The organism is Vreelandella vilamensis (assembly GCF_031451755.1).
GTDB classification, from domain to species: Bacteria; Pseudomonadota; Gammaproteobacteria; order Pseudomonadales; family Halomonadaceae; genus Vreelandella; species Vreelandella vilamensis.
This window is the reverse complement of the sequence record NZ_JARWAN010000002.1, coordinates 186,433-199,295: the sequence shown is the minus strand read 5'-3', so window position 1 is coordinate 199,295 and position 12,863 is coordinate 186,433. Positions and strand designations below refer to the sequence as shown.

Annotated in this window: 14 protein-coding genes; 8 read left to right on the top strand and 6 right to left on the bottom strand. The window is 57.3% G+C overall.

Features of this window, described 5'->3' with window-relative positions:
* Positions 1-17 precede the first annotated feature (17 nt).
* From QC823_RS02120 to QC823_RS02105, 4 genes are all read right to left on the bottom strand, one after another.
* A complete protein-coding gene (locus QC823_RS02120; protein ID WP_309654711.1) occupies positions 18-407 on the bottom strand; it encodes a type II toxin-antitoxin system VapC family toxin in 390 nt (129 codons plus the stop codon).
* Entirely contained in the window at positions 404-613 is a 210-nt protein-coding gene (locus tag QC823_RS02115; RefSeq protein WP_309654710.1) for a type II toxin-antitoxin system VapB family antitoxin, read from the bottom strand. The genes QC823_RS02120 and QC823_RS02115 overlap by 4 nt, the downstream gene beginning before the upstream one ends.
* Before the next feature lie 180 nt (positions 614-793).
* Positions 794-3,376 carry a heavy metal translocating P-type ATPase gene (locus QC823_RS02110; RefSeq protein ID WP_309654709.1) on the bottom strand — a complete coding sequence of 861 codons (2,583 nt, stop codon included), beginning with the start codon at positions 3,374-3,376 and terminating at the stop codon, positions 794-796.
* Positions 3,373-3,804: a MerR family transcriptional regulator gene (locus QC823_RS02105; RefSeq protein ID WP_309654708.1), complete on the bottom strand. Its 432-nt coding sequence runs from the start codon at positions 3,802-3,804 to the stop codon at positions 3,373-3,375. The genes QC823_RS02110 and QC823_RS02105 overlap by 4 nt, the downstream gene beginning before the upstream one ends.
* A gap of 269 nt (positions 3,805-4,073) precedes the next feature.
* Here QC823_RS02105 and QC823_RS02100 point away from each other — a divergent pair, with 269 nt between their 5' ends.
* The 8 genes from QC823_RS02100 (at position 4,074) to rimI (ending at position 11,908) form a co-directional block, all read left to right on the top strand.
* A complete protein-coding gene (locus QC823_RS02100; protein ID WP_309654707.1) occupies positions 4,074-5,420 on the top strand; it encodes an OmpP1/FadL family transporter in 1,347 nt (448 codons plus the stop codon).
* Between the two features lie 129 nt (positions 5,421-5,549).
* Positions 5,550-6,648, top strand: a protein-coding gene (gene prfB, locus QC823_RS02095) for a peptide chain release factor 2 (RefSeq protein ID WP_340323844.1) whose coding sequence is annotated in 2 segments (ribosomal slippage) — positions 5,550-5,624 and positions 5,626-6,648 — 1,098 coding nt in all. Because the reading frame shifts where the segments join, the coding sequence is not laid out codon by codon here.
* A 58-nt stretch (positions 6,649-6,706) separates the two neighbouring features.
* On the top strand, positions 6,707-8,218 hold the full coding sequence (gene lysS, locus QC823_RS02090) for a lysine--tRNA ligase (RefSeq protein WP_309654706.1): 1,512 nt from the start codon (positions 6,707-6,709) through the stop codon (positions 8,216-8,218).
* 72 nt (positions 8,219-8,290) lie between these two features.
* Entirely contained in the window at positions 8,291-8,677 is a 387-nt protein-coding gene (locus tag QC823_RS02085; RefSeq protein ID WP_309654705.1) for a hypothetical protein, read from the top strand.
* Between the two features lie 125 nt (positions 8,678-8,802).
* A complete protein-coding gene (locus tag QC823_RS02080; RefSeq protein WP_309654704.1) occupies positions 8,803-10,206 on the top strand; it encodes an MFS transporter in 1,404 nt (467 codons plus the stop codon).
* 38 nt (positions 10,207-10,244) lie between these two features.
* Entirely contained in the window at positions 10,245-10,553 is a 309-nt protein-coding gene (locus tag QC823_RS02075) for a BolA family protein (protein WP_309654703.1), read from the top strand.
* Entirely contained in the window at positions 10,550-11,362 is an 813-nt protein-coding gene (locus tag QC823_RS02070; RefSeq protein WP_309654702.1) for a hypothetical protein, read from the top strand. The genes QC823_RS02075 and QC823_RS02070 overlap by 4 nt, the downstream gene beginning before the upstream one ends.
* A gap of 45 nt (positions 11,363-11,407) precedes the next feature.
* Positions 11,408-11,908 (top strand): ribosomal protein S18-alanine N-acetyltransferase, encoded by a 501-nt coding sequence (gene rimI, locus QC823_RS02065; RefSeq protein WP_309654701.1) that lies wholly within the window; start codon positions 11,408-11,410, stop codon positions 11,906-11,908.
* 42 nt (positions 11,909-11,950) lie between these two features.
* On the opposite strand, the gene QC823_RS02060 is transcribed toward rimI, so the two are convergent.
* Both QC823_RS02060 and rsmD read right to left on the bottom strand, forming a co-directional pair.
* A complete protein-coding gene (locus QC823_RS02060) occupies positions 11,951-12,145 on the bottom strand; it encodes a cell division protein ZapB (protein ID WP_309654700.1) in 195 nt (64 codons plus the stop codon).
* Between the two features lie 59 nt (positions 12,146-12,204).
* Positions 12,205-12,852, bottom strand: coding sequence for a 16S rRNA (guanine(966)-N(2))-methyltransferase RsmD (rsmD, locus tag QC823_RS02055; protein WP_309654699.1), 648 nt, complete (start codon positions 12,850-12,852; stop codon positions 12,205-12,207).
* Positions 12,853-12,863 lie beyond the last annotated feature (11 nt).

Below are 12,863 nucleotides of genomic sequence, written 5' to 3'. Positions count from 1 at the left end.
GGGCGGGTTCGCGACGCTTAATGTATAGCGACTTGGTAAGCGGCCCCCAACTGGTTTGCTAAATCAGCTAGCCGCTTATCTAACGTCCATAACTTGGTCTCTGGCGTAATGAGTGTTGAGGCCAGCAAACATATATCGACTAGCCCGCAACCTTTGCCATACAGCGCTTCGCGCTCAATGAATGTCATCACCTCTCGCAAACTGGCTTGGTTGCAGGGTTTAAGAAGACTAATGTTACGTAGTGTTTGTTCACGTGGTGATGGTGGTGTGCCGCAGGCAAGCTCTGCCGTTACCATTGGATGACTCAAGGCGCAATCAGCCTCCAATAACTCGATCAGACCCGCATTTCCATTTCGGAAATGCTCAACCCATACCGAGGAATCAATTAGCACGCTGAAAGCGCTCATTGAGCAGAAGACTCCTCTCGCCGGCGGGGAATGTCTTGCATGTTGGGCGCCTTTCCGCTCAAGGCGGCAAGGCGCCGAGCTGCCTGTACGCGTACGTAGGTTTTCATCGCTTCTCTGCAGAGATCGGATGCATTCGAGACGCTAGGATCAGCAAGTTCGAGAGCTTGCTGATATAGGTCATCGTTGATTGTTACCGTGGTTCGCATTGCCCTTTCCTCATCTTAAATGATGCCTAAAGGTATCAATATAGGCATCAATCTGATGTATGCACAAGAATAGTCGCAATATTGCCAGCGATATGAGGAGGAAACGTTACGTTTCACTCAGCCAGAACCACCAAACAATCAGCGCGATCAGGCCCAGGCCTGCGAGATTAACCAGTAAACTCATGCGTTATCTCCTTTGGATGCGTTTCCACTGGCTTGCCAGAGGCGTAGCCGGTTGGCGTTACTGACCACGGTGATAGAGGAAAGCGACATCGCCGCCCCTGCAATCATGGGCGAGAGCAACATACCGGTGACGGGGTAGAGCACCCCAGCGGCGATGGGAATACACAGTACGTTGTAGCCAAAGGCACCGACCAAGTTCTGCTTGATGTTGGTGAGCGTTGCTTGGCTGATTTCGATGGCATCAGTCACCCCGTGCAGCGAGCCGCGCATTAGCGTCATACCAGCGCTTTCAATGGCGACATCCGTGCCTTGGCCGATGGCGAAGCCGACATTGGCACGCGCAAGCGCCGGGGCGTCGTTGATGCCATCGCCGACCATGCCGACGACCTCGCCGTTGTTTTGCAGCCGCTCGATTTCAGCGTGTTTATCCTCGGGTAAAAGCCCCGCGCGGAAGTCATCGATGCCCACTTCGCGGGCAATCGCACCGGCGGTGTGCTCGTTATCGCCGGTGAGCATCACCACTTTGATGTTATCGGCCTGCAGGCGTTTGATGGCGTCGATGGTATCCGAGCGCAGCGGGTCGCTGATGCCAAACAGGGCGGTAAGCTCACCGTCCACGGCGAGATACACAAGGGTACGGGCTTTCTCTTCCAGTTCGCGGGCTTTGTCTTGGCCAGCGCTGAGATCAACCCCGGCTTCTTCCAGCAGGCGTGCGTTGCCGAGCAGCAGCGGTTTATCGTCGTCGGTGCGCGCTTTGACGCCGCCGCCGGTGACGGTGTCAAAGTCGCGTATCTCGGCGGGGTTGGCGTCACGCTCTTCGGCCTGTTCTTGACAGTAGTTCATTAGCGCTGCGGCCAGCGGGTGCTCTGAGCCACGCTCCAGCGCGGCCACCCAGCCAAGCGCGCGGTTTTTGTCGCCGCTTAGCACTTCCGCCTCGGTTACGCGGGGCTTGCCTTCGGTGAGCGTGCCGGTCTTATCCACCACCAGCGTCGTCAGCTTGCTCGCGGTTTGCAGCGCTTCGCCGCTTCTGACCAGTACGCCGTGTTCGGCCGCTTTGCCCACGCCGATCATAGTAGAAATCGGTGTGGCAAGCCCCAGCGCGCAAGGGCAAGCGATAATCAGCACGGCGGTGGCGGTGACCAGCATGTGAATGATCCGCGGCTCAGCGCCGAAGTTAAACCACGCCAGCGCCGTCAACACGGCGATAATCATCACCGAGGGCACAAAGATGCTGGAAACTTTATCCGCCAGCTCGCCAATTGGGGGGCGCGAATTTTGGGCGCTAGCGACCTGCTCGGTAATTTGACCGAGACGGGTATCGGCGCCCACGCGGGTCGCGCGATACACCAGCCCGCCTTTGCCATTGACGGTACCGGCGCTGACTTCGTCGCCTTCGCCTTTTTTCACCGGCACGGGTTCGCCGGTGAGCATGGATTCATCGATATGGCTTGCGCCTTCGATCACCACGCCATCCACCGGTAAACGCTCGCCGGGGCGCACGCGAATTTGGTCGTCTTCGCGCACGGCGTCAATCTCGATCTCTTCTTCCTTGCCGTCGCGAATTACCCGCGCGGTGCGACTTTGCAAGTCCAGCAGGCGCTTGAGCGCATCGCTGGTACGGCCGCGCGCTTTCAGCTCCATGGCGTTGCCCAATAGAATCAGGCCGATCACCATGGCGGAGGCTTCAAAGTAAATGCCGAGGGCGACCTCGGGCAGCCAAGGAGCCAATGTCACGACTACCATCGAATAGAGCCAAGCGGTGCCGGTACCCATGGCCACGAGGGTGTCCATATTCGCTTGATGGTGTGTGAAATTTTTCCACGCGTTAACGAAGAAGTGGCGGCCAGGGAACGCCATGATGGCTAGCGTTAAAAGCCCAATGACTAGCCAGAATAGCCGACCGGTGCCCTCAGGGTGCGGGTGGTAGACAAACATGCTGAGCATTAGTGGAATGGCGAGCGCTAACGAATAGATGCCGCCTTTTAGCCGCCGCTTGTATTCGCGAGCTTCCTGTTCGCCGCGGGTCTTCTCGGCTTCGCGCATGTCGAAAATCGGCTCGGCGCCGTAGCCCACCGATTCTACCGCGTCGATCAGCGCTTGCTCGTCGGCACGGCCAAATACCTGCGCGGTGTGGGTGCCAAAGTTAACGCTGGCAGTGTCAACGCCTTCGGTGCGCTCCAGCGCTTTTTGCACGCTTTTGACGCAGCTAGCGCAGGTCATACCGCTGATGGCGAGGCGGAATTGTTGGCCGCTGCTGCGCGTTTCGCTTTTGGCGTTTTCGCTGTTTGAGGGCCTCTCTTTCGCATCGCTTTCTGTGGCATTGCGTTTATCGTCGGCGTCGCTTTCAACGTCGGTTTCTTCACCGTCATCCGGTAGCTCGCCGGGTGGGTAGCCGGCATCCATCAGCGCTTGATCGAGTTCTGCCTCATTCAATGCGGTGGTGACGTCAAGGCGTTTTTCCGCCGGGGTGCCGGTTACCTCTGCGTGGCTGTCTTGCTGTTGAATCGATTCGCGCATGCGTTTAACGCAGCCCTGGCAATTCATGCCGGGTACCGTGCGCGTTAGGGTGTGTTGGCTCATTGTGACTCCTTAGGTTCAGGGACGCGCTCAGGAAAACTTTCGATCAAGCGGCACAGGCTATGGCCGTCGGGAGCAGCGTCGGGCATGTCCTGCCAGCTTTCTAGCGCTTGTTCCATACGTGATGCCAGCGCTTCCAGCTCGGCGATCTGCGCGCGTACTTGGGGCAATCGGTTGGCGAGCAGGTCGCGTACCAGTGGGCAGGGCGAGTCGCCGTGGTCGGCATGGGCGAGAATGTCGCGGATTTCTGCCACGCTAAACCCGAGTTTGCGCGCCCGTTGTATAAAGCGTAGGCGCTCCAGATCATGCTGATTAAAAAGTTGGTAGCCGTTATCGGGGTGGCGCTCAGGCGAAATTAAGCCTTCGCGCACGTAGTGACGCACGGTCTCTCCGGTAACGTTTGCCTGTTTGGCGATGTCATTCACTTTCATCCGCTGCCCCTGTCGCTGACGAATGTCCTAATAAATAGTGTAAAACCTTTGGGTTACCCATAGGTCAAGGCGCTCCGGTAGAAATTTAAAAAAGCAGTAAAACGCTGATTTAAAACGACTGTGCGACTAATGTATAAGGCTTAAATGAAATAAAACGCTCGTTTGCCCTTGAACCAAACGCCAGTGTGCGAGAAAACAGTTATGTAAAAACAAATGGGTGGTCGCTAGCACTAGTCGACGCCGGATCATCGGGAAGATAGAGGCTCTATATGTATAACAACTTTAAAAAGCTCACGTTAGCGGCAGCTGTCGCCGCAGCCGCCTTCGCCAGCCAAGCCCAAGCGGGTGGTTACCAAATCAACGAGCAAAGCGTCAGCGGCCAAGGCTATGGTCACGCCGGACGTAGCTCCAACGTCAACGATGCCACTATCGTCTTCGGCAACCCAGCGGGTATGTCGTTTCTTGACCGCGCGCAGATTTCAGTGGGTGGGACATATTTAAACGTAAATAGTGATATCAGCAACGTGCAGGCTTCTCAGAGTAGCCCGGCGTTCTTGCAAGCTACAGGAGGACAAACGGATACACTGCCGGTTTCGGGAACTAACGAGGGTGATATGGTGCCGGGCACACTAATCCCTTACGCCTTTTACGCGCATCCCGTTGACGAAAAGTTGGCGTTTGGTTTTGGTGTTTACGCACCGTTTGGTTCAAAAACAGATTACGAAGATGGTTTCCAGGGGCGTAATCAGGGTAACTATACGGAGGTCGCCGTCTTAAGTGCCCAGCCGACTGTCTCCTACCGTTTTAATGAACAGTGGTCTGCCGGTTTAGGTATTACCTACAACCGTGTGGAGGGCGAATTACATCGACAAGTCCCTGTGGCAACACCGGCGGGACTGACTGAAGCTGATTCACGGGTGGATGGTGATGATGAGGCGTGGGGATATAACCTCGGGGTAATCTACCAGCCTGTTCCCGAAACGACGCTAGGCCTTACTTACCGTTCTAAAGTGGATTACACACTGGAAGGCGATTTTACCGCTAGTTCGCCCGTTTTAGATCAGCTCGGTATCGGGACTGTAACTGACGATGCATCGCTTGATTTGACGACGCCAGAAACGGTTAACTTCTCCCTAACGCAGCAAATGAGCGACAACCTTAAGCTCATGTTCGGCGCATCCTGGGCCCGTTGGAGCCGTTTCGATCAGATTCGCGTTGATGGGCGTGAGCGAGGTATTGTTACTCTCGAAGAGCAGAGCTACTCTAACGCTTGGGCGTTTTCAACCGGTGGTGAGTACCAGCTTACGCCTACGCTTGCCCTTCGCGCTGGGGTAGCGCTTGATTTTACGCCGACTCAGGATGATACGCGTAGCGTACGTATCCCTTCTGACGATCGTCGTATCTTTTCCCTTGGCGCAGGCTGGAAACCGACACCCGATCTGACACTGGATGTTGCTTACTCCTATTTAACCGAGCGCAGCACTCAGGTTGAGCAAACTAAAACCGACAGTTTCACTGTGGCCGGTCAGCAAACGCCACCGATTACCTCCAACTACTCCGCCGACTACAAAAACGAAGCCCACGGCTTCGGGGCGCAGTTGACCTACCGCTTCTAAGCGAAATGCGGTGCTTTGACGCAAAAACCCGGCTACGGCTGGGTTTTTGCGCTTTTGTCACTAGTCCAGTGGATGCGGTAGGCGCTGTGTTTCGTTACAATGCGCGCTTTACTTCACTAGGGCTGACCCATGCTGGAAACCAACCCGATTCATAGCCAAATCAAGGATCTGTCGGAGCGGACAGAGGTTCTTAGGGGGTATCTTTGACTATGCCGAAAAGAAAGACCGGCTAGAAGAAGTCACCCGCGAACTGGAAGACCCCAATGTCTGGTCTGATCCCGATTACGCTCAGAAACTGGGCAAAGAGCGCGCCTCGCTAGAAACGATCGTCGCGACCATCGATGAGCTGGAGCAGGGCCTGGGCGATAGCGGCGACCTCTTAGAACTTGCCGAGATGGAAGACGACGAAGGCACGGTGGCTGAAGTCACCAAAGAGCTCAATGGCTTGCAAGCGGCGCTGGAAAAGCTTGAGTTCCGCCGTATGTTCTCCGGTGAAATGGACGAAAATAACGCGTATCTCGATATCCAGTCTGGCTCCGGCGGGACAGAGGCACAGGACTGGGCCAATATCTTACTGCGCATGTACCTGCGCTGGGCCGAGCACCATGGTTTTAAAACCGATATTCTTGAAATATCGGCCGGCGACGTCGCGGGGATTAAATCGGCGTCGTTGCATATTCAGGGTGATTACGCCTTTGGCTGGTTGCGCACTGAAAACGGCGTACACCGCTTAGTGCGCAAAAGCCCGTTTGACTCCGGCGGGCGCCGCCATACGTCTTTTGCTTCGGTGTTTCTCTCCCCGGAAGTGGATGATAATTTCGAGGTTGAGATTAACCCCTCTGATTTGCGTGTGGACACCTACCGCTCCAGCGGTGCGGGCGGGCAGCACGTTAACACCACCGACTCCGCGGTGCGGATTACCCACGAGCCGAGCGGCATTGTGGTGGCGTGCCAGAGCCAGCGTAGCCAGCATGCTAACCGCGACTTCGCCATGAAGCAGCTGAAGGCGAAATTGTGGGAACTGGAGATGCAAAAGCGCAACACGGCGAAGCAAGAAGCGGAAGATTCCAAAGCCGATATCGGGTGGGGTAGCCAAATTCGCTCTTACGTATTGGACGATCAGCGCATTAAAGACCTGCGCACCGGCGTGCAATCCAGTAACTGCGAAAAAGTGCTCGATGGCGATTTGGATCAATTCATCGTTGCCAGTCTCAAGCAGGGCCTGTAAGCAACGCCTTTCGCGTTAACGGTTATTTTTCAGGGTTTTATTATTAACAAGGTGCCACATGGCTAACCAAGACGCCTCTTCTGAGAACGAAAACCACCTGATCGCCGAGCGCCGCGCCAAGTTAGCGGCGCGGCGTGAACTCGCCGCCGAGCAGGGTAAAAGCGCCTTTCCCAATGATTTTCGCCGCGACAGTCTGACCGTCGAGCTGCAAAATACCTTCGGCGACAAAGAAAAGGCTGAGCTGGAAGCGCTTGACCATCACGCCTCGGTGGCCGGGCGCGTGATGCGCAAACGAGGCCCCTTTATCGTCATTCAGGACGTGGCTGGCCAGATTCAGCTCTACGTGGACAAAAAAGGGCTGCCTGCCGAGGTGCTCGAGGATGTTAAAGGCTGGGACATTGGCGATATCGTCGCCGCCCACGGCCCGGTGCATAAATCGGGAAAGGGTGACTTGTACGTGATGATGAAGGAGGCGCAGCTTCTGACCAAAAGCCTGCGTCCGTTGCCGGATAAATTTCACGGCCTGACCGACCAGGAGGCGCGCTACCGTCAGCGCTATGTGGACCTGATTATGAATCCGCAGTCGCGCAAGGTCTTCGAGACGCGCGCGGCAGTGATCAGCGCCATGCGCCGTTTCTTTGAAACGCGCGGTTTCATGGAGGTGGAAACGCCAATGCTGCAGCCGATCCCTGGCGGTGCGGCGGCGCGACCGTTTATCACCCACCACAATGCGCTGGATATCGATATGTACCTGCGTATCGCACCGGAGCTCTATCTAAAGCGCCTGGTGGTGGGCGGCTTCGAGAAAGTCTTTGAGATTAACCGCAACTTTCGTAACGAAGGCCTTTCGACGCGCCACAATCCAGAATTCACCATGGTCGAGTTTTACTGGGCCTACGCGGATTACAACGACCTTTTGGACCTGACCGAATCGATGGTGCGCACCACCGCCGAAGAGGTGTTGGGAACGACAACCATTACGTACCAGGGCGCCGATTACGACTTCGGCAAGCCGTTTGCGCGGCTGACACTGCGCCAAGCGATTCTGGATCACGGCGACGGTATTACCGATGCCGATATTGATAGCCTCGACGCCGCACGAGCACTGGCGAAAAAGCTCGGTATGCAGGCCAAAGAAAGCTGGGGCCTGGGCAAGCTGCAAACGGAAATCTTCGAGGAAGTGGCCGAGTCGAAGCTCGACCAGCCGACCTTTATCACCGAGTACCCGGCGGAAGTCAGCCCTCTGGCGCGGCGCAACGATGCCAATCCGTTTGTCACCGACCGCTTTGAGTTCTTCGTTGGCGGGCGCGAAATCGCCAATGGCTTTTCGGAGCTTAACGACGCGGAAGATCAGGCCGAGCGCTTTCGCGAGCAAGCGGAGGAAAAAGATGCTGGCGATTTGGAAGCCATGTATTTTGACGCCGACTACGTGCGTGCATTGGAGTACGGCCTGCCGCCCACCGCGGGTGAAGGGATTGGCATTGACCGTTTGGTAATGCTATTTACCGATAGCCCCTCGATTCGTGATGTGCTGCTGTTCCCGGCGATGCGCCCAGAAACGAGCGAATAAGGCATTGCGAGCGCTGGCAAGTGGGCGCGTTAGCGCCCATAATGTTCCCGTTTCGACGGCGAGGAGAGACCTATGAAACTGCTAAACCGCTCCGCTCTAAGTGTTAGGCCGACCCAAGCCTTTGTGGATTGGATCAATGCGCTCGAACCCACCATGGGAGACGACGACCTAACCCTGGACGACGTCGAACGTGAAAGCACGATTTACCTGATTCCTGAGATGGACGCGCCCGAAGCGCTGCATGCCTTTGTGCATGAACGCTATGCCGAAATTCTCGAAACCGAGCTGCGTGCGTGGGAAGAGGACGAGCGTCAGTGGCCCGAGACGTTGGATTGGTCACTGTTCCAGACGTTTCTGCGCATCGAGCACAGCTATCTCGCCATCGATTTAGATGACGAGACGGCGCTGGAAATTTCGGAAGTCGACGATGCACTGTTGCTGGACAGCGACGAAGCTTAATGCTCAATTGGTAGCACCTTTAAGCGTTAAGCATAAGCGTTGAAGGAACCGGCCTAGGCCGGTTTTTTTGGCACTCACGTTTGCTGTGAAAAAATTTGCCGGGAAAATGGTACTGGGAAACCCTCATGCGACTGTTTGAAACCCGCTCGGGAGATGACGGCCTGCCTGGCCGTGAACGTTTGCTCGCCGTGCTGGCGCTAATCACCGGTACGCTGATGGCGGTGGTCGATACCACCATGATTAACCTGGCGTTGCCCACGATTGCCGCCGATTTGGGCGTGCCCGGCTCGCGAGTGGTGTGGATCACCAACCTCTTTCAAGTGGTGTGTGCGGCGTTTTTGTTGGTCTTCGCCGGGCTGAGTGAACTGGTGACACGGCGGCGGCTGTATCTTGTTGGTTTAAGTACTTTCGTACTGGCGGCACTCGGGGCGGCCCTTTCGCGTAACCTTGAGACGCTGTTGGTATTTCGCGCGCTGCAGGGGCTTGGCGCCGCCGCAACGCTCTCCATCGGGCCGTCTATTTACCGCGCGATTTTTCCCTCACGGCTTCTGGGTAGCGCCCTTGGGCTCTCTGCGCTGGTGGTGGCAGGCGGCTACGCGGCGGGGCCAACGCTTAGTGGCGTGATTCTCTCGTTTGCTGATTGGCCGTGGCTGTTTGCGCTTAATGTGCCCCTTGGCTTGGCCTCATTGTGGCTTGCTAAGCGCGCGCTGCCGCGAGAAACCCCACGCCAAGGCAGTTTCGATGTGCTGGGCGCGCTGTTGTCGATGTTGATGCTGGCAAGTTTTTTCTTGGCCATGGACGCCGTGGGCCACGCCGCGCCGCTATGGCAAAGCGGCGGTTGGTTGCTTATCTCGGTGACCTCCTGCACGGGCTTTATCCGTCGCCAACGCCGAGCGCCTTACCCCTTGCTGCCTCTGTCTGTGTTTACGGAAAAGCGGTTCACGCTAGCCGTGTCGGCCTCGGGGCTGGCGTTTATTGGCCAAGGGCTAAGTTTTGTGGCGCTGTCGTTTTTCTACCAAGAGCAGATGGGCTTTTCGCCGCTTGAGACCGCGTGGCTGTTCACGCCTTGGCCGCTTGCCATCATGGTGGTCGGCCCCTTGGCCGGGCGCCTGGCGGATCGCATCAACCCTAGCGTGCTTTCAAGCACGGGGCTTGTCTTGTTGATGATTGGCCTGATTTCGCTCGGGCTGGTGGATGAGAACACCGGGGTGGCGGGCAGTCTATGGCGAACGGCGCTGTGCGGGATGGGGTTTGGGCTGTTTCAACCGCCCAATAACCGCGAAATGATGGCGAGCCTGCCGCCAGAGCGAAGCGCCAATGTCTCCGGCGTGATGAGCACTACGCGCACGGTAGGGCAGTCGCTCGGCGTGGCGTTGGTGGGGGCGGCATTGGCGCTGGGGTTGGCGGTACAGCTGACGCTGTGGCTTGGCGCGCTGACCACGCTGTTGTCGTTGGTGGCAAGCCTTGCCCGAGTGCCGCTGGCGCGCGAGGCGAACCGTGCCCGTCGGGCATCGTCTCAGCCAAGCTGAGCGCGTACAATGAACGTATTTCGAGCGAGGAGTGAGGCATGACGCTGCAGACCCAAATCGAGCAGAAGCTCGCGGCGCTAGAACCCGAGGTGGTGCAGGTGGAGAGCGAAAGCCACATGCACAACGTGCCGGCTAACTCAGAAACGCACTTTAAGGTTACGCTGGTAAGCGATGACTTTAAGGGTTTAATGCCGGTGAAGCGTCACCAGAAAATCTATGCGCTGCTGGCCGATGAGCTCTCAGGACCGGTTCACGCGCTGGCGCTGCATTTGTATACGCCGCAGGAGTGGCAAGCGCGCGGCGGAGAGCGGCCCTATTCACCCAACTGTCGTGGCGGCGGGAAGTGAACACAGAGGTCGTTCGCCGGCAGTATCTGGATGCCATGGGCATTACCGCCTGGGCATCCCGTTATCGGCTGCCCAATGCACTGGAAACACCCGCCTGCGAGTGGGAAGACACCACACCGACGCCAGTGTCGCCTAGCCAGCGGCTTCATACGCTGTTGGATGACGCCCAGCAGGCGGAGCAGGCGCGCAAAAAAGTCTCTCCATCGACTTCATCGGCGTCGTCACCCGCCTCTGTGAGAGCGCTACTGGACGATTCGCCGGTCAATTCGGCACCCGGCACGCCATCCGAAGCACCACCCTCTTCGCTGTCGCCAGCACACACTGCCACCACTGAAAGCACAGAAGCCTCTCGCGAGCCGGTAACGTTCACGCTGTCGTGCTTTTGTTTAGCGGGGCGCTGGCTGAGCCTCCATGCTGGCCAGCTAAGTGCTCAAGAGCAATCGCTGCTCGCCAATCTTTATCGCGCCGTAGGCGTGACGTTTTCGCACCCATTACAGCGCGTGACGTTCAATTGGCCACCGATGGCGGACGCCCCCGCGCCTGAGGAGCCGCTAGAAGAGGCGCGCGAAGGCCTTCATGCGTTCATTAATGGTGTCGCCGGGCGTAACGGTTGGGCGCTTGAACGCGTGCTTTGGTGGGGTGATGCCGAGGCGTATCCGTTTGGTGAGGTACTGGCTATCGCGGAAGGGCAAAGCCGCACCCTGGAACTTCCTGTTTGGCAAGGGCCGAGACTTGCGACGCTTTTAGACAGCGCTGACGCCAAGCGTGCGCTGCTGCCCTCGCTTCTTGCGCTCGCTCGGCAGTGGTAGCAGCGATGAAGCCGTCGCAATGGCCGTCTCAATGAAGCCGTCTCGATGAACTTGTCAATCCGAACGCTGAGCAGCGTCGATGCCGAGGCGCTGTTAGCGGTGGAGGCGCAAGCGCAAAATGCCATGACGCCCGCTCAGCTCAGAGAGGCACTAGCCGATGTGGAAGTTGCCGTGCTGGGAAGCTATCGGGGTGAAACGCTGGTGGGTTACGCGATGGTGGCCAAGCAGCCATTTGATGCCGAGCTTCAGGCCATCGGTGTTCTGCCCGGAGAGCGTGGTTGCGGCGTAGGGAGCGCACTCATGCAGGCGGTAGTGTGGGAAGCGTGCCAATGGCAAAGTGAACGCTTGTTGTTAGAAGTGCGGGCGGGCAACCAAACAGCGATTGCCCTCTACCAGCGCATGGGCTTTAAGCAAGACGGGCGGCGTAAAGGCTATTATCCATCAGTGCCAAAAGAACACATACGGCTGCAAAACGTTCGTCCGGAAGCGCAGGGGGCTACCGGACGAGAAGATGCACTGCTGATGTCGCGGGTATTAACGCCCTAGGCGTTTGTGCTTAGGCGCTAAAGTTAAGGCGTGCTGCTAGAGTTAAGGCGCGCTGCTGGTATCCACCTCGTCAAACTTACTGAGTAGACCGTTCAAACGGCGCTCCCACTCATCGCGATCTTCCTTCAAGCGGCTGTTCTCTTCGCGCAGCTCTTCGTTTTCGAGTTTCATCATCTCAAGCGCGTCGACGGCGGCAGTGATTTTTTGCTCAAGCTGGTTAAACAGTTCCTGACTCATTGATAACTCCTTAAAAGGGGGTGATGTAGCAGTTTTGTATGGCTTGGGCGAGCCTAACGTTACGTGGAATTAGCGGCAAGCGTTGATGTAGGGCTTTCGCGTTGATAAAGCCGGGCGGTGCTCTCGCCTGCCGTCGTTTCGCGGTGTAGCGCCCAGTTAGCAGGCACTTCTGGGGGCAGCGCCGTTTCGGTCTCAACATAGATCATCGCACCTGGTGACAGCCAGCCGTTTGCCTCTAGCGCTATGCAGCAGGGCGCGGCAAACCCTTGGTGGAAGGGGGGGTCGAGAAACACGAGATCAAACAGCGCCACAGGTGTTGCCAGAAACGCCAAGGCATCGTGCGTGATGACCTCGGCATTTGTCGCCTTCAATGTTGTTAAGTTGGCGCGAATTTGCGCGGCCACCCCGCGGTCTTGCTCAATAAAGTGTACGCTTGCTGCCTCACGGGAGAGCGCCTCGATGCCGAGCGCGCCGGTGCCAGCGAACAAATCCAGCACGCGCTGACCGTAAAGCGCCTGGCCGAGCCAGTTGAATAGCGTTTCTCTCACCCGATCTGGCGTCGGGCGTAGCCCCGGGCGTTCGAGCACGGGTAATTGGCGGCGACGAAAATCACCGCCAATAATGCGTAGTTTGCCGCTAGCGCTTGCACCTTGATGGAAGCCGGATGAGCGGGCAGGGCGTTTTCGTTTGTGAGCATTGCGTTTCATGAAAGAGATTG